Here is an 18,599-nt window from a genome sequence, read left to right on the forward strand (position 1 = left end):
GAGAAACGCCGCGGCCTCGCACCGAATTCCCGGCCTCGGTTGAGCGCACTCCGCCCTTTCCAGGCGGACGTCTTCGTCGTCCGCTCCAACCGCGAACCTCCGCGTCAACCGCGGGAGGTCCTCGCCTTGGAACCCATCCGTTTTGCCGGACCCCCGGTGGGGACCTCGCAAACCGGCTCGGTACAGGACAACGGCCCCCGGCCTTTGTTGGGAGGACTCCGCCCTTTTAGGCGGACGTCTTCGTCGTCCGCTCCAACCGCGAACTTCCGCGTCAACCGCGGGAGGTCCTCGCCTTGGAACCCATCCGGTTTGCCGGACCCCCGGTGGGGGTCCCGCAAATCTGCTCGGTACAGGACTCGAACCTGTGACCCCCTCCATGTCAAGGAGGTACTCTAACCAACTGAGCTAACCGAGCGAAATTCGACTCCACGACGCCCCGGAGGGCGGCGGGTTAATTCTTGGGAGCGGGGGATTCGCCTTCGTTCTCGGGCGCGTTGCTTTCCGCCCCCTCGGCGCCCGTCGACCCCGGGAAGGGGCAATGGGCCATGGCGGCTTTTTTGGATTCACAGCTTCGGCGGCAAAGGCCCGCCCCGGCGCGGCAGAGCAATCCGAAAAGACTCACCACGAGGATCACCGCGCTGACAAAACGACCCACGTTTTTCAAAATTTTCTTGTTTTCTTGTTCGGCCAACCGCAGGAGCCAATACCCCAACCCGAGAGTCGCCAAATAAAGCGCCACGCCGCTCACCCCGTGACCTTGAGGGGCTCCCATTCCGCATTTCATGCCGGCGCCCATCAGGCCCATGCCGTGACCGGGCTCGCAACCCGCGAAGACCGACGAGAAAGAAACCGACGCCAAACCGAGCGCGCTGATGAGTTTTTTCATTTTCCCTCCTGGGGGACCTTCCCGTGCGACGCCGCGATGCGCGCTTCAATCCCGCCGCGGGCGGAAAACCGCCCTTCGACGACCGCCCACCGGGGCTTCGCGTCCTTCACCACCGAGGCCAATACCCGATTGACCACGTTTTCCGTAAAAATGCCCAAATCCCGAAAGGCGTTCAAATACATTTTCAACGATTTGGTTTCCAAACACCAACGGTCCGGCGCGTAGCGGATCACCAGAGTGCCGAAATCCGGGAGGCCCGTCTTCGGACACACCGACGTGAATTCCGGAAAAATCAACTCGATCGTGTAACCGGGAAATTGATTCTCCCAGCATTCGATCTCCGGCAACTTGTCCCCCACGCCCGAACGCGCGTGGGTGGGTGTGTAGGCTCGCGACTTTTGGCTCACGTTGAGATATTGGAGGTGCGGGCCGGATTTGAACCGGCGAATAGAAGTTTTGCAGACTTCCCCCTTAGGCCACTTGGGTACCGCACCAAAAGGGGCATCCGTAACAACCCCATGATACGAAGTTCCCGGCCCCCCCCGCAAGCCAACGGGGCGCACCGAACTCCGCCCCTCTTATCCCGTCGGCGATCGAAACCGATCGTTCGATCCCACCGGGAAGAGAAGCCCGTGATTAAGGTTTGCCTTTTTGTTTGATGCGGAGAAGCGTAATGTCCAGGGCGAGGTTTAAAAAGCGGTAGTCCTTTGCCAACTCGTCCCACGGAATCAGCTGGAGGGACAAATCCTGCTGCTCAAAAAGTTCCTGGAGCCGATGAAAAAAGACGGCCTCCCCCAAGGTCCCGTCCGGCGAGGGGCCGAGCACGACGGCGATCATGACGCCGGCGCGTTTGCATTTGGTGGAGAACAACTCGTAGGACAACGAACTGTCCATGGGGTAGGGGACTTCCAAGGCCGGAAACAGGGAAAATTTAAGTTTGTGCTTGCGGATGATGTCCCCGAATTTCTTTTTCATTTGGCCCAGTTCTTTTTCTTTTCCCGTCGGGAAAAAGAACACCACGGGGATGTCCCCGGGGTTGGAGGGAACCGCCACCACCTGTTCGTCCTCTCCTTTGACGAAATTGGACGATCCGGGAGCTTCCGCCGCCGACGCCATTGGGGCCTCGGCCGGGGCGTCGCCCCCCCCCAATTCCAACGAGGACCCGATGCCCGCCATGGCGTTGTCGAATTCCTGCCCGAGGGGAGCGGGGGTCTCTGGCTCCGAAGGCACCTCGGGGAGTGCCAAACCGGGAGCCCCTTCCTCCGGGACGGAAGGCCGCGCTTCAATCGGGGGCTCCGCCGCGGGCAAAGACTCCAACGCGGCCTCGGGTTCCGCGGGCGCGGGGGCCGACTCCAACGGGGCCGGTTCCTCCGCGGGCGCGGGGGCCGACTCCATCGGGGCCGGTTCCTCCACGACGGGATCGTCCACCCACTCTTCGGGCGGCAATAGTTCCTTCATGATTTCCTTGACCAGCACCAAGGTCACGTCCTGGTTGTTGAGCTGGGAATAGGCCTGAACCCGGCGTAAAAATCCCTCCAGTTCCCGAATGTTGGATTTAAGCCGGCTGGCGATGTAAATCCGAATGTCGTCGGCTAAACGAACGCCTTTGAGATGCCCTTCTTTTTTCCGGAGGATGGCGACGCGCGTTTCCAAATTGGTGTGCTTAATGTCGGCGATGAGGCCCCATTCAAATCGACTGCGAAGGCGGTCTTCCAAGGTGGTCAGCATTTTGGGCGGGCGATCGGACGTCATGATGATTTGCTTGCCGGCCGAATGCAAATCATTGAACATGTGAAAAAATTCCTCTTGCGTGGCCTCCGACGTGGCCAAGAATTGAATATCGTCGACCAGAAGCAGGTCCAAGGCCCGGTAACGCTCCCGAAGGGCGTTCAAGTTGCCCGCCTGAAGCAATTCAATGACTTCCGACATAAACTGCTGGGCGGTGACGTAGAGGACGCGGGTTTTCGAGTCCCGCTGAAGCACCCGGTGGCCGACCGCCTGCATCAAATGCGTTTTTCCGATGCCGACCGGACCGTATATGAAAAGAGGGTTGTAGGCTTTGCCTAAATTTTCGGACACGGCCAACGCCGCCGCGTGGGGAAAGCGGTTGTGAGGCCCGATGACGAATTCCTCAAACGTGTAGGACGGAATCAGGCGGGTGTCGCCGGACCCCTGGGCGGAATCGGGAGGGGCCACGGTCACCGCTTGCCCTTTCCGGCCGCGCGCGCGCGCCAAGCCCGTCTCGATGAAATCGATTCAAGAAGAGTCATGACGTGGTTTTCGGTTTCCTTTTAATCAGCATGAGTTCCACCATTAAATCCATGTAAAGGAGTTTGGATCCAATTTCGGCCTGCGGGATCAGGAAACAACGAAGGCCCGCCTGGCGGGCTTCCGCCACGATGCCCTCCATGAAGTCCGGCAGAATGTCCGGCGGCAGGATGACGAAAAAGCAATCCGCCCCTTGGGCTTTGGCGGTCCAGATCCATTCCACGGCGTTGTCGGACGTAATGCTCGTGGCCTGGGAGTGCACGATATGAAAGAACATGGGTTTTTTTGATTTCTTTTGGGCCATGTCCATTATCGTGGTGAGGAATTTTTGTTTCGGCGCGTCTCCTCCCTGGGGGAAGAAAATCGCTGTTTTAAACGTGGAATCCTCCGGGGTTTTTAACTCCACCACCACCTTGGGTTCTCGCACGGGGGGCGGAGGAGGCGTGGGGGGCGGCGGCGCCACCGGAGAAGGCGGCGCGGCCACGGGAGCCACGGGCGGCGTCGGCGGCGCGGGGGGCACGGTTGGTATCGGCAAAGGAGGCGGGGTCGCCGTCGGCGCGGGGGGCGATTTTGGTCCCGGTGTCGTCGGAGTCGTCGACATGGGTTCGATTCCAACCCCCAGGGGCGGCTCGGCCGCGGGCTTGCCCGGGGGCGGCGCTTTCAAGATCGCCGTCAAATCGTTTCGGGGCGGAGACGGTTTGGCCTCCGGCACCGGCAGGGGGAGGGCGTCGTCGATCCCGATGTCCAATACGATTTCCCCCGGCATCGTCGGGACATCGGAGCGAATCGCCGCCGGGGGGGCCGGCGCGGTCGGCGGCGTCGCGGCGGGCGGAGTCTTTGGCGGCGCGGGGGGCGGAACCGGGGCCGGCCCGCCGATCGATGCAAATCCATGGTCGATCATGGGCTCCACCGGTTTCTCGGGAGGGGACTTAACAACCGGGGGAGTGGGCGCGGCGGGTCGCGGCGGCAACGGCATTCCCCCGACCGGGGGCGCTTTGGGCGGCGGGGGCGCGACCGGCGGAGCGCCCGCGACGGGAACCCGGGGAGCCAACGGGGGCACCGGAGGAACCGGAGAGGCCGCCGGGGGCTTGGAAATCGGCGGCGTCGGCGCGGCCGGACGAACGGTGGGGTTGGCCGGGGCTCCGTTTGGAACCGCTGGTGGAGGCGCGGCCGTCGGGGCGGACCCTTTCCCGGGCGCCGCGGGATTCCCCGGCGCGATTGCCGGTCGTAGAGGATGCAGGGGAGGAACGGCGGCGTCCCGTTCCTGGACCTCTTTCAATTTTTTCGCCACGAACGCCTGTTCTTCGGCGGTTAAATTGGTCAAATTTTCAAGAGCGTCGCTCAACCCCGTCAACATTTCGCTCAAATCGAAGGAGGCTTGGGGTCCGACCGCGGGATCCGCGGTCATGGCGATCAACTGGTTTTGGATGGCGAGCCGTTCGGCTTGATTGGCGTCGACGACGAAAATCACCCATTGGAAGACGGCATCGGAGATTTCTTGGGCGTCTTGGCAGACACGGGGATTGGAGGCGACAATCTTATCGACGTCGGCCTTGGCGCCGCGGATTTTAAGGATATACCGGTCCGCCCGGGAAGACAAAAGCATTTCCCAACGCTCAATGGACATTCAACGACTCTCCTCAGCCATCGCCATGGACGGGGCGCGTGGGCCTACATGTCCCCCAGGCGGAGGGTGTTCATTTTGACCAGCAAATCATCGGGGTTCGTGGAGGCGTCCAGGGCCTCTTCCTTCGTGATTTTCCGTTCGTTGAACAAACGGATGATGTCCTGGTCGAAGGAATGCATTCCGTAGTACTGGCCCTGCTCGATGGCCTTGTTCACTTCCGGAAATTTATCTTCCATCAGCAGTTTCCGGATCAAGGAGGTGACGACCAAAATCTCCGTCGCGGGAAAACGGTCCCGGCCGTCGGCCGATTCCAGGAGCCGCTGAGCGACGATGCCCTTCAACACGTTGGCGATGCGGGCTTTGGCGCCGGCCTGTTCGGCCGGATGGTAGGATTCCAAAAGGCGCCCCATGGTTTGGGCGGCGTCCATGGTGTGAATGGTGCCCAGCACCAGGTGGCCGGTTTCCGCGGCGGTGATGCCGGCCTGGATCGATTCCGCGTCCCGCATTTCCCCCAGCACCACCACGTCGGGGTCCTGGCGGAGCAAATGCTTGACCGCCGAGGCGAAAGACGGCGTGTCGTTCCCCACTTCGCGCTGGGCGATGGAGGATTTTTCGTTGGCGTGGTAATACTCGATGGGGTCCTCGATGGTGATCATGTTGTAGGCGTAGTTCTTGTTGATGTAGTCCACCATGGAGTTCAGGGTCGTCGTTTTCCCCGCCCCGGTGATGCCCGCCACCAGGATCATGCCCCGGGTGTTCGTGCAAATCTTTTTCATCGTGTCCGTCGGGAGATTCAATTCCTCGAAGGTTTTGGCCTGCAGGGGGACGACCCGCAGGGACAGCGCCACGGACCCTTTTTGCCGGTAAATATTGACGCGGAACCGGGACAGGTCCGGCACGTGGTAGGACATGTCCAATTCGCTTTCCCGTTGAAAAGATTTTCGTTGCTCCTCGCTCATCAGGAGGTTGGCCAATTCCTCGATGTGTTCCGGCGCCATCTTGTTGAAGCCGGACGACATCAAACGCCCATGCATACGCACCATGGGCGGCGTTCCCGCCTTGAAGTGGATGTCCGAAATGCCGCTTCGGATCATTGTTTGAAAAAGCTTGTTGATGTCAACGGCCACCGAAGACCTCCTTGATGCGATTGGTCGCTCGCCGCGCGGGAGCGGGTCGTTCCTCACGCCCCCAACGTCGCGCGAAGCTCCTGTTACAATTCCGAAACATCTATTTTACCACGCCCTCGGGTTTCCCACAACCGTCGAAGAAACCGTGTTTTTCCCCCAAGCGCTTCGGGAACCCCTTTTCCGCCCATTTCGCCCTGATTCCCGCGTCCCGAACCCCCTCGGAGAAAAAAATTCCGGTCTTGGACCCCTGGCCGACACGTTGCAAACACACCCCCCGAAGCCCATTCAGTATGCACTATGAAATCAGCGGTTTCAACCCTTTTTAACGCGCAAAAACAAGAATCCTAGGGGGTCGGAAACCTCTTTAATAAGGCGGTCACCGACCCCTCCACCGCGGCGTCCAAATCCAGCCCCTCATACGTCATGGCGCCGGTCCACCAGACGTTTCGGCTCACCGGATCCAACAAACGAACGGACAACGAAAGCGTGGCGTTGGAAACAACCACTTGGGCGTCCTGGACCCCCGCCGTGGTCGCGGAGGGATAGAGGCTTCGGCCTGAAATCTCGGTGACGGGGTTCAAAACCAGGACGTCCTGGCCGTCTTTGGACCGGATGGGGATCAAATATTTCTTGTCGGGGATCATACGGCCGACGTTGACTTGAAGCAAAGCGTCGGGGGCGGGAACTCCTTCGCTCCCGACCCGAAGGGTGAATCCCCGGGCCATCAGTTGCCGCACGAATTCGTCGGTGATCCCCCGCAGTTCTTCCCGGTCGGGATCCAAAACGGCGATGGTCTTGACGCGGGAGAAATCAACCCCGGGCAACGTGGCCACGCGGGCCGGCGCCAAACACCCGGCCGACAGGAAAAAGAGCGTGGCGAGGACGAATTTATTCAAGACGATCCACGTGCCGTTGGGCGATTTCCTTGAGATCCGACGAAGGGGACAAAGCCAAAAAACGCGTCCAGGCGTCCCGGGCCCGGGACCAATCCCGTAACTTTTCGTAAACCATGGCGAGATTATAGAGGGCCGTTTCCGATCGAGGAGCCCGCTGCAGGGCCCGTTCCAAGGCGTCCCGGGCGTCGTCGTAACGCCGCGCCTCCTGGGCGGTCAAACCCAGGGTGATCAAGATCGAGGCGTTTCCCGGGTCCAATTGCGCGGCGCGACGCAGGGTGGACAGGCCCCGATCGACGTCCCCGCCTCGAACCTCGGCCAGGCCCTGCTGCAACAGGTCTTGGGCGCTTTCGGCGTGGCCGACCCCGGCCAACAGGATCAACGAAAAAACGGCGACCGAAATTTTCATCGGATTCGCCCCTTTTCGAGGGCGGTGATTTTTTCAATTCGCCCGGCGTGCCGCCCCCCCTCGAAGGGGGTTTTCAGCCATATTTGGACGAGACGGATCAACCGCGCCGTGCGAAAAAGACGCCCGCCGACGCTGAGAACGTTCGCTCGGTTGTGCGCGGCGGCCAGGGCCGCGGTTTTCTCCGACCAAACAACGGCGGCCCGAACCCCGCGGATTTTATTCGCGGCGATGGCCATCCCGATCCCGGACCCGCAGACCAACACCCCCCGGTCCGCCCGGCCGGAAGCCACGGCGCGCCCCACCGCGGCCGCAAAATCGGGATAATCCACTCGGTCCCCGGTGATGGGTCCCACGTCCACAACCCGGTGCCCGGCCCGCCGCAGGGCCTGGAGCAGGGCGGTTTTTCCGGCGAACCCGGCGTGATCGGAACCGAGGGCGATTTTCACGCCCGGGAAGCCGCCGGGGCGTTGAACCGGACGATGCGGAGGAAATCCTCGGCTTTCAGGCTGGCGCCGCCGACCAAACCGCCGTCGATGTCGGGCTCGGCCATCAGCTGGTCGATGTTGTCGGGTTTGACCGAGCCGCCGTAAAGGATTCGGAGGGCGTCGGCCGTTTTGGGACCGAAGAGGGCGTCCAATCGGCGGCGGATGAAAGCGTGAACCTCCTGGGCTTGCGCCGGGGTGGCGGTTTTCCCGGTGCCGATGGCCCAGACGGGCTCGTAGGCGATCACAAGGCGGAGGGCCTGCTCCGCGGTCAGACCCTTTAAGCCCCCGTTGATTTGAGTTTCAACCACGGAAAAGGTTTTGCCCCCCTCCCGTTCGGCGAGGGTTTCCCCGACGCAGACAATGGGAACCAATCCGTTGTCCAAGGCCACTTTTGTTTTCTTGTTGATCAAAGCGTCGGACTCCCCGTAGATCTGGCGTCGCTCCGAATGGCCGACAATGACGTGGGTCGCGCCGGCGTCTTTGATCATCCCGGCCGAGATCTCCCCGGTAAAGGCGCCCTGGAGATTGTCGTTCATGTTCTGGGCTCCGACTTGAACGGACGTTCCGCGAGCGGCCTGGGCGGCCCCCGCCAAGGCCGTAAAGGGCGGGCACACGAGGACGTCCCGGTCCGACCAGGACCCGGATTGGGATTTCAAGGCGTTCACCAAATCGACGGATTCCGCGATGGTTTTGTGCATTTTCCAATTTCCGGCCATTAAGGCGCGACGGGGCATAAAAACTCCTTTGAGGAACGGCAAAGTATAAAGAAGGGCGTTTCTGTCAGGTATTCTAGAACATCTTTTCCGTCGGAGCAATGGGGCATCGTCCGAAGGGGCCGGACGCCGGGCTACCCCCCGGGAAAGGCCGGGCGGTCCACAAACCACTCCACGGTACCCCGGGACGGCCGAACCCGGGCGGCCGGGAGGGTCCTCCCGCGGCGGGACCAGACTCGGCGGAGAACTTCCCTTTTATCCCCCCCGCGAACCAGAAAAAGCACGTGGCGCGCCCGATTGAAGAAGGGCAGGGTGAGCGTCAACCGACGAGGGGGCGGTTTGGGCGCGTCCTCCACCGGCAGGACCCAACGGCGTTTTGCCGCCAAAGCCGGAGCCCCCGGGAACAACGAAGCCGTGTGGCCATCCTCCCCCACCCCCAGCAAGACCACGTCCGGTCGGCGTCCCCGAAACCAACGGCGGAGATGGGATTCAAACCGGCGGGCATCGTCGACGGATCGGCCGGGAACGGTGAAAAAGGGGTGTTGCCGGGACCGGGGAATCGGCGGTTTTCGCCCAAAGGCTTTACGGGCGTTTCCGGCGTTGCTGGCGGGGTCGCGGAAAGGGACCATCCGTTCGTCGCCCCAAAACAGATGGATCTTGGCCCAGGGGACCCCGGGCGTCCGGCGGGGGTCGAACAAGCGTTGATACAAAAGATCGGGGGTTCGTCCCCCCGTCAAAACGAGCGAGAGGACCTTCGATTGGGCGGCGCGTCGACGAAGCAGTTCGGCCACCCGGTCCGCGGCCGCCCGGGCCAAATCCGCGGGGGTGGAAAAAATCCGCCGCGTCGGGGCGCTCATTTTCCGTTGCTCCACCGATGGCCTTGAGCCGCGAGCAGACGATCCGCTTCGGGGGGCCCCCAGGTTCCGGAGGCGTAGAGGGGCGGGGGTCCGGCGTCGCCCCAACGCTCCAGCACCGGGGTCAACAGCGACCAGGACAGATCGACCCAATCCGATCGGGTAAAAAGGGTCTGATCGCCCGCCATGGCGTCCAAGAAGAGGCGCTCGTAGGCTTCCGGCGATTCCCCAAAAACGTGTTCGTAGGAAAAATCCATTCCGACCGTGCCCAAACTCAACGCCGGTCCCGGCCGCTTGGTCTCCACGGTGAGGGAAAGCCCTTCTTCGGGTTGAATGCGCAGAACCAACCGATTCGCCGAGAGGTCCTCCGCGCGAAGGGGATGGAACATCAGGTGGGGGATGCGCTTGAATTGAACCACGATTTCCGTCAACCTCTGCGCCAAGCGCTTGCCGGACCGGAGATAAAACGGAACGCCTTCCCACCGCCAATTGTCGATCGACACCTTCAACGCCGCAAAAGTTTCCGTGGTGGACCGCGCCGAGACCCCCGGCTCCTCCAGGTAGGCCCGTTGCAGAACACCGGCGACGTCGCCCCGACCGTATTGCCCCCGCACCGCCACCGACTCCAAACGGTCCGCCTCGAAGGGGCGCACCGCCCGCAGCAATTTTGATTTTTCGTCCCGAACACGGTCCGCCTCGAACCCGGACGGCGCTTCCATGGCGGTGATGCACAGGAGCTGAAACAAATGGTTTTGAAACATGTCCCGCAAAACGCCGGCTTCCTCGTAATAACCCGCGCGGTGGCCGATGCCGATGTCTTCGGCGACGGTGATTTCCACGTGGTCCACGTAATTCCGGTTCCAAACGGGCTCAAAGAAAATATTGGCGAACCGAAGAACCAGGATGTTTTGGACGGTTTCTTTTCCCAGGTAATGATCGATCCGGTAAATTTGATCCTCGTTGAAGACCTTCCACACTTTTCCCGACAGCACCCGGGCCGAGGAAGCGTCCCGGCCGAAGGGTTTCTCAACGATCACCCGGGCCCACCCGCCGCGCCCTCCCCGGGAGAGGCCCGCCGCGCCCAGCCGTTCCACCACCGTTTCGTAGAGGCTGGGCGGGATCGACAAATAATGCAGTCGGTTTCCTCGGGTGCGGTGGCGGGTTTCCAGGTCGTCCAACCGGGCCGCCAGCCGACGGTAACCTTCCGGGTCCCCGTAATCCAGTCGCTGGTAGTAAAAGTGGGCGAGGAAGGAGGCCGCCTCCGCCGGGGACGGCGGCGATTTGAGAATGCTTTTCAACGCCTCGGCCACGTGAAGGCGAAAGGCCTCGTCCGTCAAATCCGTGCGGCCGGTGCCGAGGGCGAAAAATTCGGGGGGGAGGAAACCGCCCGATCGGAGATTGAACAAGGACGGGAAAAGCTTGCGTTCGGCCAAATCACCGGAGGCGCCGAAGATGACGATGCCGCAGGGGAGACCCGGGGGGCGGACGCGGCGATGGGAGCGTCCGCGCGGAGAACCTTCCCCCGCGGTCGGCTCATGCGCCCGGGCTCTTGGATTTAACGGGGTGACCGCCGAATTCCTGACGCAAGGCGGCAAGCACTTTGCCGGCGAAGGATTCGGGTTGTTGGGAGGAAAACCGGGCGAACAACGACAGGGCGATGGTCGGCGCGGGAACGCCGGTTTCAATGGCTTGTTCCACCGTCCAGCGGCCTTCGCCGGAGTCTTGGACGAAATCCATCAACCCGGAAAGGTCTTTGTCCTTGGCGAAAGCCCGTTCGGCCAGTTCCAGCAGCCAGGAGCGGACGACGCTCCCCTGATTCCACAAATGTGAAATGCGCCCCAAATCCAGGGCGTAGGGCGAGGCGCGAAGGATTTCAAACCCTTCGGCGTAGCCCTGCATCATCGCGTATTCAATGCCGTTGTGAACCATTTTAACGAAGTGGCCGGACCCGGCGGGACCGCAATGCAACCACCCGTTGGGCGGCGCCAACGTGGAAAAAATCGGGGCCAGGCGCGCGATGTCCGCCGGGGTTCCCCCCACCATCAGGCAATACCCGTTTTGCAACCCCCAAACCCCGCCGGAGGTTCCGGAATCGACGAAGGAGAATCCCCGCGCGGTCAGGGAGTCCGATCGACGTCGGGAATCGGAGTGGCGGGAATTCCCGCCGTCCACCACGAGGTCGCCGGGGGTTAGAATTTTGCCCAATTCGTTGATGGTGGTTTCGGTGGCGTCCCCCGAGGGGACCATGACCCAGACGGCGCGGGGCGGTTTGAGCGTTTTGGCGAAATCCGCCAAGGCAAAAATGCCCTCGGCGCCTTTGGTCATGATTTCACGGGTTTTTTCCGGCGAGCGGTTGTAAGCGACGACCCGGTGGCCGCCGCGAAGAAGGCGTTCCACCATGTTGGCCCCCATGCGTCCGAGGCCGACGAAACCGATGTCCATGGACGATCCTTTACGCGGCGGAAACGGGGGCTTTGATTTTCCCGGTTAAAGCGGCCAGATCGCGCGTCGCGTTTTTGGAAAGATGAATCCGTACGGCTCGACGACCGTGTTCCCGCAAAGATTGAAAATCGCCCAGGGCCTGGGCCATCTTGAGGGTGGTGAACCCATACCCCGCGCCCGGCACGACGGCGTCGGCCGCGTCCGCGGCGGTGATCTGAATGAACACCCCGTTGGCCGCCCCGCCTTTGTGGAGCTGTCCGGTGGAATGCAGGAACCGGGGGCCGAACCCCAAAGTCGTAGCGCGCCCCGTGATTTTCCCCACCCGCCGGCGAAGACCCTGAAGCGCCGCCGTGCGCGCTTTGTCCGGGGTCACGTAGGCCATGAGGGCCACGTAATCCCCCGGGCGCGTGGCCGAAAGGAAATCGCCGAGAACCGCGCTCGGGGAATCCCCGCGAACCTTCCCCGTGGACCAGAGGGAAACGCCCTTCTCCGTCACGGCGGGCGCCTCCTCGGGCAACGCCCGGGCCGCTTCGAACTGGGCGAGGATGCGCGTGGTGTTGGCCTTGCTTTCCGACACGTTCGGCTCATCGAAGGGATTGATGCCCATCAATTGACCGGCCACCGCCGTCGCCATTTCCCAACGGAAAAATTCCCCGGCCAAATCGTAACGGTCGGACAATTCGAGACGAACGACGGGGTGGCCCGCCTTTTCCATCGCGGCCAGCGCCTTGAGCGCCGGCCCGGTCCCCTTGGATCCCTTAAGTCCCAAATAAACGAACACGCGGTCGCGCCCGTCGATTTCGGCGGGGGGCACCGGCTCGTTTTCGGCGGGGACCAATCCCGTGCCTTCTTTGCCGGTGCTTTCGGCGATCAATTGCTCGGCCCAGATTCCAAAAGCGCGCAACTCCGGCGCCGTCCAAAGAGTCACCTTGTCCCGCCCGGCTTCGGCCGCCGCGCCCAAAACGGCGCCCAGCCAAACCGACGGATTTTCCGACGGATCCTGCCCGGGACCCGATTCGTTGGCGACCCGCGCCGCCCGTTCCAAAAACCGTTTCACATCGATGCCGAGAAGAGCCGCCGGCACCAGGCCGAAATAAGTCAGGGCCGAGTAACGCCCGCCCACGTCCGGCGGGGCCAGGAACACCCGACGGAATTTCTTTTCTTTGGCCAGCCGCTCCAACGTCGTGCCCGGGTCGGTGACCGCCACGAAGGAAGCCCCCGTCTTGGTTTTTTGAACGGCCTCCACCTTGGCCCAAAAATAGCGGAACAAGGAATTGACCTCGATCGTTCCCCCGGACTTGCTGGAAACGATAAAAAGCGCCTTCCGAAGATTGACGGCCTTCGCCACCGCCAGGATCGCGCCGGGGTCGGTGGTGTCGAGAACCGACAAGCGCGGAGACCCCGCCCGGGCCCCAATCACCTGACGCAGAACTTCGGGACAGAGGCTCGAACCGCCCATGCCGAGCAGCACAACGTCCTTGATGCCGGCCCGCCGAACTTCGGCGGCAAAGGCGGCCAATTCCGCCACCGCGCTGCCCATGACCGACGGCAAGTCCAGCCAGCCCAACCGGTTTCGAATCGTGTTTTGAATTTGGGGGTCGGATTTCCAAAGCGATGGGTCCTTCGCCCACAGACGCTGCGGAACGTTTTCTTCCTTCAATTCCCCCAAGGCGTCGGGCAAATCGATGCCGGGCAATTGGGCGGGCAGGCCCACGGGAACGTTTTTGGTTTTCACGGGATCATCCTTTGGCGGCGGCCAGTTCGAGGGCCAATTTTTTGGCGCGGAGGCTGGCGAGCAGTTTTTCATAGGATTCGGCGAACAACCGCACCCCTTCGGCCTCCAGCGTTTCGGTCACCCGCCGCAAATCGATTTTCGCGGCTTTGAGCCGCTCGAGAGCCTTCAACGCCTCGTCCGCGTCGGCCTCCAAGGTGTCGGCCACTTGCCCGTGATCCAAAAACGCCGCGAGGGTCGCGGGGGGCACGGTGTTGACGGTCGAAGCGCCGATGAGTTGGTCCAGGTAAAGCACATCGGAATAATGGGGGTTTTTGGTTCCGGTGCTGGCCCAAAGAGGCCGCTGGGGGCGCGCCCCGAGCGTGCGCAACGCGGCGAATTTTTCATCCGCGAACCGCTTTCGAAACAGCCGGTAGGCCGCCTTCGCGTTGGCGATGGCCACTTTGCCCAGGAGCTCCAACAACGCGTCTTTTTCCTTGGCGCTGGGGGACGTTTGAATTTTTTCCTGGATTAACTTGTCCACGGAGCTATCGATGCGGCTGATGAAAAAACTCGCCACGCTGGCCACCCCGACGCCCAACCCCTGCTGGGCCCGGGATTCCAGGGCCGCGCGATAGGCCTGAATGACTTCGTCGTAACGTTCCAAGGAAAAAATAAGGGTCACGTTGATGTTGATGCCGTCGGTCAGGCAGCGTTGGATGGCGGGAAGGCCTTCCCGGGTGGCCGGGATTTTGATCATCACGTTGGGACGGTCCACCCATTTCCACAGGCGACGCGCTTCGGCCAACGTGGCGTCGGTGTTCCGGGCGTGCAACGGAGACACTTCGATGGAGACGAAGCCGTCTTCCCCCGAAGTTCGATCGTACAGGGGTCGGAACAGGTCGGCGGCCCCGCGAATGTCCTCCACGACCAGCCGCTCGACGATGTCCTCCACCGTCAATTTTTGGGCCAAAAGGCGCCGAAGGGGCTCGTCGTATTCGGCCCCCGTGGCGATCGCTTTTTCAAAAATGGTCGGGTTCGAGGTCAGCCCCCGGACCCCCTGGGCGATGAGTGTTTTTAATTCGCCGGAGAGAAGCATCCCCCGCGTAATATTGTCCAGCCACACGCTTTGCCCGCGCGCCGCCAGCTGTTCAAGTCGGCTCATTCCGTCCCCCTCTTTGCGTCGCGCGCCCGCGCCAACGCCGTCTTCGCCGCGCGCGCCACGTTCTCCACCGTAAATCCAAATTGGGCCATGACCGTGTCGCCCGGCGCCGAGGCGCCGAAATGGTCGATCGTCACCATCTCCCCGTGGTCGCCCGCGTAGCGGGACCAGCCCTGGGACACGCCCGCTTCCACCACCACCCGGGCTTTGATCGACGGCGGTAAAACCCCCCGCCGATAGGCCTCGGGCTGGGCCTCAAAAAGCTCCCAGGATGGAAAACTGACCACCCCCGCCCGAACGCCTTCCTGGGCCAACCGTTCGGACGCGGCCAAGGCCAACGGCACTTCGGAGCCGGACGCCAAGAGGAGCACCTCGGGATCGGCCGGGGTTCGGGTGAGGCGGTAGGCGCCCCGGGCCACGCCGTCGGCCGACGCGAAAAGGGTTCGATCGACAACGGGTAATTTTTGCCGCGAAAGGATCAAGGCCGTGGGGCCCGTGCGTCGCTCCAAAGCCACCCGCCACGCCCAGGCGGTTTCGTTGGCGTCCGCGGGCCGAAGGACGCACAGGTTGGGAATCGAACGCAGCGCCGCCAAATGTTCGATGGGTTGGTGCGTCGGCCCATCCTCCCCCACCCCCACGCTGTCGTGGGTGAAAACGTAAACCACGCCCAGTTTCATCAAGGCCGCCAACCGAATGGCGGGCCGCAGGTAGTCCGCAAAGACAAGAAAGGTCGCGCCGAAGGGCAGGAAACGGGAATCCACGGCCAACCCGTTCAACAAGGCCCCCATGGCGTGTTCGCGGATGCCGAAGTGGATATTTCGTCCTCCGGGGTTCTTGTCGCTGACGTCGCCCCCGTTTTCCAAACGGGTGTTGTTCGAAGGGGCGAGATCGGCCGATCCGCCGATCAAGGTGGAGAGCACCGGCGCCAGGGCGTTGAGAACTTTCCCGGAGGCCTGGCGCGTCGCCAAGCCCTCCCCCGCTTTAAACACCGGAAGCCGGTCGGTCCACCCCGCGGGAAGCGGTGAACGGCTCAACGCGTCCCACTCCTTCGCCAGATCGGGGTGCTGCGAACGGTAGCGTTCAAACAACGAATTCCACTCGGCTTCAAGAGCGGCGCCCCGTTCCACCGATCGCCCCATGTGGGCGCGAACGGCGTCGGGAACAAGAAAATCGGCGTCGGCGGGCCAACCCAAATTCGCTTTCGTGAGTTTGACTTCTTCCCGGCCCAGGGGAGCGCCGTGGGCCTCGGCGGAATCCTGCTTGTGGGGGCTCCCGAAACCGATGTGCGTGCGGGCCACAATCAACCTGGGACGATCCGTTTCGGCGTCGGCCGCGCGAAACGCCGCTTCCACGGCGGCGAGGTTGTTCACGTCGGGAAGGTACAAAACGTTCCACCCGTAGGACTCGAAGCGCTTCCCCACGTTTTCGGTGAAGGCCAATTCCGTGGAGCCTTCGATGGTGATGCGATTGTCCAAGTAAAGATACGTCAACTTCCCCAACCGCAGATGGCCCGCCAAGGAGGCGGCTTCGCTCGCCACGCCCTCCATCAAATCGCCGTCGCTGACAAAGGCGTACACGCGGTGATCCACGATCGGGAAACCCGGCCGGTTGAATTTAGCGGCCAGCCAACGCTCCGCGAGCGCCATGCCGAGACCCGTGGCGAAGCCCTGCCCGAGGGGCCCGGTGGTGGTTTCCACCCCGGCGGTGTGGCCGAATTCCGGGTGCCCGGGGGTCCGGCTTCCCCACTGCCGAAATTGCTTGAGATCCTCCAAGGACAGGTCGTACCCGGTCAAATGGAGCAAACCGTAAAGAAGCATCGACGCGTGCCCGGCGGAAAGAACGAAGCGGTCCCGGTTGGGCCAGGCGGGATTTTTGGGATTGTGCCGAAGGATTTTCGTCCAGAGAACGTGGCCGAGCGGGGCGGCTTCCATGGGGGTGCCCGGATGGCCGGAATTCGCCTTTTCAACGGCGTCCACGGCCAAAAAGCGCAAGGCGTTGACGCTCAGCGCATCGACATCGACGGAGGGAGTGGTGGTGGCCATAACGGAAAGCCGAATTATACAACTTCGGCGGTGGTCTGTCTGGGGGGCGGTCGAAAACCTTGGGTCAACGGGTCGGAACGAGGCCGGGCGTCGACGCGGGGCGTTCGGCGGAGGCCGGAACCGACTTGGGGGCTTCGGGAAGACTGACGAAAAATTCACTGCCGCGCCCCGGGACCGAATCCACCCAAATCTCGCCGCCGTGGGCTTCGACGACCATCTTGCAAAAGGTCAATCCGAGGCCGCTGCCCACCCGGTAGTTTTGTTTTTTTCCTTCGGCCTGACTGAATTTCTCAAAGATCTTCGCTCGAAACTCGGGCGGAATGCCGTCCCCGTTGTCTTTCACGCTCATCACCAAGCGCGACCGGTCCGCCGAAACCCCCACGTGGATGGAAATCTCCGTCCCGACGGGCGTGTGCTTGAGCGCGTTCGTCAACAGATTGGCCAGGACGCGATGAATCAAATCCCGGTCGGCCCAGGCTTTGGGCAGGTCCTTGTCGACCTCGACGGAAATGACTTTGTTTTCCTTCAAAATGGCGGCTTCCAAATCGTCCACGCATTGACCCGCCAATTCGAGGAGAGACACCGGCTCCCGCCGCAATTCCAAGCGGCCTTCCTCCATCTTGGCCAGGTCCAGCAGGTTTTGGATCAGGCGGAGGAGCTCCCGGCCGGACTTGGCCCCGAGGCTGAGAAGTTTTTTCTGTTCCGGCGTCAGGTTGTCCTTGGCGACGACCGTCACGTATTCCAGGCTGCCCAAGAGGCCGGTGAGGGGATTTTTTAAATCGTGGACGATCATGTGGGTCAAATCCCGTTTGATCTTTTCCAACCCCTCCAGGGAGGCGGCCATGGCGTTCAAGGCTTCCGCCACCCGTTGCAGCTCATCGCCGGTGCGGATGTCCAGGCGATGGGACAATTCGCCCCGGCCGATGCGCCCCAAGCCCTCCTCCAACCCCCGAAGAGGGTGGAGGATGCGATCCACCAGCGTCCAGCCGATGAACCAAAACAAAGCGCCCAGCGCCCCGACGATCAGGGCGAGCCGCGTGCCGAATCGGCGAACCGGGGCCAACACCCGTTCCACGGGCGCCTCCACCAGGGTCGCCCACCCCAAGGCGGGAACCCGCTGGAGAACCACCTGGCTCCGGTCCTTTTCTTCCCCCCAGACAAACGACGTCAAGGCGGGGGCGTTCGCGGGGGTCAAATAGGACCGCACCCCCGGTCGGCCGATCCAATTCTCGTGACCGAGAACGCGGGCCGAATCCACGTGCGCGAGCAAATGCCCTTCCCGGTCCACCACCGCCGCCTGCATGGACGGCGAAGCGGCCTCCGCCACCAGGGTCCACATGCTGCCCAGGGAAAGGCGCGCCAATAAAACGCCGTGGCCGGACCCCGTGGGCACGGAAAGAAACATTTGGGGAATGCGGTCGCGGTCGGTAAAAAAAACGGGGCCGATGTACGGGCGCCCCTGGGCCGCTTTTTCAAATTCGTCGCGCCCGGCTCGGCGGGACGTATCCGGCCCCCAGACCAATCGGCCGTTTCGCCGCGCGGCCCGCACCAACCCGTTTCCGCGACCGTCGTAAAGGGAAATCTCCATCATGTCGGGGTAATTGGCCAACAGTTCCCGAAGGGCGCTGAGCTGCTGGCGCGGCTTCACCTGGTGAAGTCGACCCTGGGTCGCCAAGGTGAGAAGGCCTCGTTGCGTGCTTTCCACGTGCCCGGCCACGCGGTCCGCCAGGCGGCGGGCCAGTTCCCGTTGTTCCCGGAGGCTCGAGGCCACCAGGGACGCCCGCACCGTGGCGTAGGCCAACAGACCCGTGAGCAAGGCCGGTCCCCCGACGCACAGGGAAAAAAAGGTGAGGAGGCGCGAACGGAGACTGGGCCGAAGGGCCGGACGGGAGGACCCGGTTCGGATTAAAAACGACACGTCGCGCGCCCCCCGCCGACCCGCCCAATAAAAAACGGCCGCGGGAGAAGAGCTCCGTGCGG

At 62.6% G+C, this 18,599-nt stretch carries 16 protein-coding genes and 2 tRNA genes; all 18 read right to left on the reverse strand.

What is annotated here, in order from left to right; genetic code table 11:
• Nucleotides 1-341: 341 nt before the first annotated feature.
• The 18 genes from IPP68_04635 to IPP68_04720 all read right to left on the reverse strand — a co-directional run bounded on the left by IPP68_04635 (nt 342) and on the right by IPP68_04720 (nt 18,537).
• Nucleotides 342-415, reverse strand: a tRNA-Val gene (locus tag IPP68_04635).
• Between the two features lie 36 nt (nt 416-451).
• Nucleotides 452-886: a hypothetical protein gene (locus tag IPP68_04640; GenBank protein MBL0349646.1), complete on the reverse strand. Its 435-nt coding sequence runs from the start codon at nt 884-886 to the stop codon at nt 452-454.
• The gene (queF, locus tag IPP68_04645; GenBank protein MBL0349647.1) at nt 883-1,293 is read right to left on the reverse strand and encodes an NADPH-dependent 7-cyano-7-deazaguanine reductase QueF; all 411 of its coding nucleotides are present in this window, start codon (nt 1,291-1,293) and stop codon (nt 883-885) included. The genes IPP68_04640 and queF overlap by 4 nt, the downstream gene beginning before the upstream one ends.
• 10 nt (nt 1,294-1,303) lie before the next feature.
• Nucleotides 1,304-1,380, reverse strand: a tRNA-Cys gene (locus tag IPP68_04650).
• A gap of 142 nt (nt 1,381-1,522) precedes the next feature.
• The gene (locus tag IPP68_04655; protein ID MBL0349648.1) at nt 1,523-3,121 is read right to left on the reverse strand and encodes a chromosomal replication initiator protein DnaA; all 1,599 of its coding nucleotides are present in this window, start codon (nt 3,119-3,121) and stop codon (nt 1,523-1,525) included.
• A gap of 31 nt (nt 3,122-3,152) precedes the next feature.
• Nucleotides 3,153-4,781: a hypothetical protein gene (locus IPP68_04660; protein ID MBL0349649.1), complete on the reverse strand. Its 1,629-nt coding sequence runs from the start codon at nt 4,779-4,781 to the stop codon at nt 3,153-3,155.
• A gap of 44 nt (nt 4,782-4,825) precedes the next feature.
• The gene (locus IPP68_04665) at nt 4,826-5,908 is read right to left on the reverse strand and encodes a PilT/PilU family type 4a pilus ATPase (GenBank protein ID MBL0349650.1); all 1,083 of its coding nucleotides are present in this window, start codon (nt 5,906-5,908) and stop codon (nt 4,826-4,828) included.
• A 344-nt stretch (nt 5,909-6,252) separates the two neighbouring features.
• Nucleotides 6,253-6,804 carry a hypothetical protein gene (locus IPP68_04670; protein ID MBL0349651.1) on the reverse strand — a complete coding sequence of 184 codons (552 nt, stop codon included), beginning with the start codon at nt 6,802-6,804 and terminating at the stop codon, nt 6,253-6,255.
• Nucleotides 6,797-7,210: a tetratricopeptide repeat protein gene (locus tag IPP68_04675; protein MBL0349652.1), complete on the reverse strand. Its 414-nt coding sequence runs from the start codon at nt 7,208-7,210 to the stop codon at nt 6,797-6,799. Before IPP68_04675 ends, IPP68_04670 begins: the two co-directional genes overlap by 8 nt.
• Nucleotides 7,207-7,656, reverse strand: coding sequence for a ribose 5-phosphate isomerase B (gene rpiB, locus IPP68_04680; protein MBL0349653.1), 450 nt, complete (start codon nt 7,654-7,656; stop codon nt 7,207-7,209). The genes IPP68_04675 and rpiB overlap by 4 nt, the downstream gene beginning before the upstream one ends.
• On the reverse strand, nt 7,653-8,429 hold the full coding sequence (locus IPP68_04685; GenBank protein ID MBL0349654.1) for a triose-phosphate isomerase: 777 nt from the start codon (nt 8,427-8,429) through the stop codon (nt 7,653-7,655). The genes rpiB and IPP68_04685 overlap by 4 nt, the downstream gene beginning before the upstream one ends.
• A gap of 113 nt (nt 8,430-8,542) precedes the next feature.
• Nucleotides 8,543-9,265: a 6-phosphogluconolactonase gene (gene pgl, locus IPP68_04690; protein ID MBL0349655.1), complete on the reverse strand. Its 723-nt coding sequence runs from the start codon at nt 9,263-9,265 to the stop codon at nt 8,543-8,545.
• Nucleotides 9,262-10,857, reverse strand: a complete 1,596-nt coding sequence (gene zwf / locus IPP68_04695; GenBank protein MBL0349656.1) for a glucose-6-phosphate dehydrogenase — start codon at nt 10,855-10,857, stop codon at nt 9,262-9,264. The genes pgl and zwf overlap by 4 nt, the downstream gene beginning before the upstream one ends.
• Nucleotides 10,796-11,704 (reverse strand): decarboxylating 6-phosphogluconate dehydrogenase, encoded by a 909-nt coding sequence (gene gnd, locus IPP68_04700; protein ID MBL0349657.1) that lies wholly within the window; start codon nt 11,702-11,704, stop codon nt 10,796-10,798. The genes zwf and gnd overlap by 62 nt, the downstream gene beginning before the upstream one ends.
• A gap of 10 nt (nt 11,705-11,714) precedes the next feature.
• Entirely contained in the window at nt 11,715-13,511 is a 1,797-nt protein-coding gene (locus tag IPP68_04705) for a glucose-6-phosphate isomerase (protein ID MBL0349658.1), read from the reverse strand.
• Nucleotides 13,444-14,580, reverse strand: coding sequence for a transaldolase (gene tal, locus IPP68_04710; GenBank protein MBL0349659.1), 1,137 nt, complete (start codon nt 14,578-14,580; stop codon nt 13,444-13,446). Before tal ends, IPP68_04705 begins: the two co-directional genes overlap by 68 nt.
• A complete protein-coding gene (gene tkt, locus IPP68_04715; protein ID MBL0349660.1) occupies nt 14,577-16,619 on the reverse strand; it encodes a transketolase in 2,043 nt (680 codons plus the stop codon). The genes tal and tkt overlap by 4 nt, the downstream gene beginning before the upstream one ends.
• Nucleotides 16,620-16,683: 64 nt before the next feature.
• Nucleotides 16,684-18,537, reverse strand: coding sequence for a sensor histidine kinase (locus IPP68_04720; GenBank protein ID MBL0349661.1), 1,854 nt, complete (start codon nt 18,535-18,537; stop codon nt 16,684-16,686).
• Nucleotides 18,538-18,599: the final 62 nt, after the last annotated feature.

It is taken from the genome of Elusimicrobiota bacterium, from assembly GCA_016722575.1.
GTDB lineage: Bacteria > Elusimicrobiota > Elusimicrobia > FEN-1173 > FEN-1173 > JADKIY01.

What these genes read in the sequence shown, in the direction of transcription:
- IPP68_04640 (MBL0349646.1), bottom strand. Translation starts at nt 886, where the DNA reads ATGAAAAAACTCATCAGCGCGCTCGGTTTGGCGTCGGTTTCTTTCTCG.
- IPP68_04660 (MBL0349649.1), bottom strand. Translation starts at nt 4,781, where the DNA reads ATGTCCATTGAGCGTTGGGAAATGCTTTTGTCTTCCCGGGCGGACCGG.
- IPP68_04675 (MBL0349652.1), bottom strand. Translation starts at nt 7,210, where the DNA reads ATGAAAATTTCGGTCGCCGTTTTTTCGTTGATCCTGTTGGCCGGGGTC.
- IPP68_04685 (MBL0349654.1), bottom strand. Translation starts at nt 8,429, where the DNA reads ATGCCCCGTCGCGCCTTAATGGCCGGAAATTGGAAAATGCACAAAACC.
- pgl (MBL0349655.1), bottom strand. Translation starts at nt 9,265, where the DNA reads ATGAGCGCCCCGACGCGGCGGATTTTTTCCACCCCCGCGGATTTGGCC.
- gnd (MBL0349657.1), bottom strand. Translation starts at nt 11,704, where the DNA reads ATGGACATCGGTTTCGTCGGCCTCGGACGCATGGGGGCCAACATGGTG.
- IPP68_04705 (MBL0349658.1), bottom strand. Translation starts at nt 13,511, where the DNA reads ATGAAAAACTGCTCGCCAGCCTCCGCGCCAAAAAATTGGCCCTCGAAC.
- tal (MBL0349659.1), bottom strand. Translation starts at nt 14,580, where the DNA reads ATGAGCCGACTTGAACAGCTGGCGGCGCGCGGGCAAAGCGTGTGGCTG.
- tkt (MBL0349660.1), bottom strand. Translation starts at nt 16,619, where the DNA reads ATGGCCACCACCACTCCCTCCGTCGATGTCGATGCGCTGAGCGTCAAC.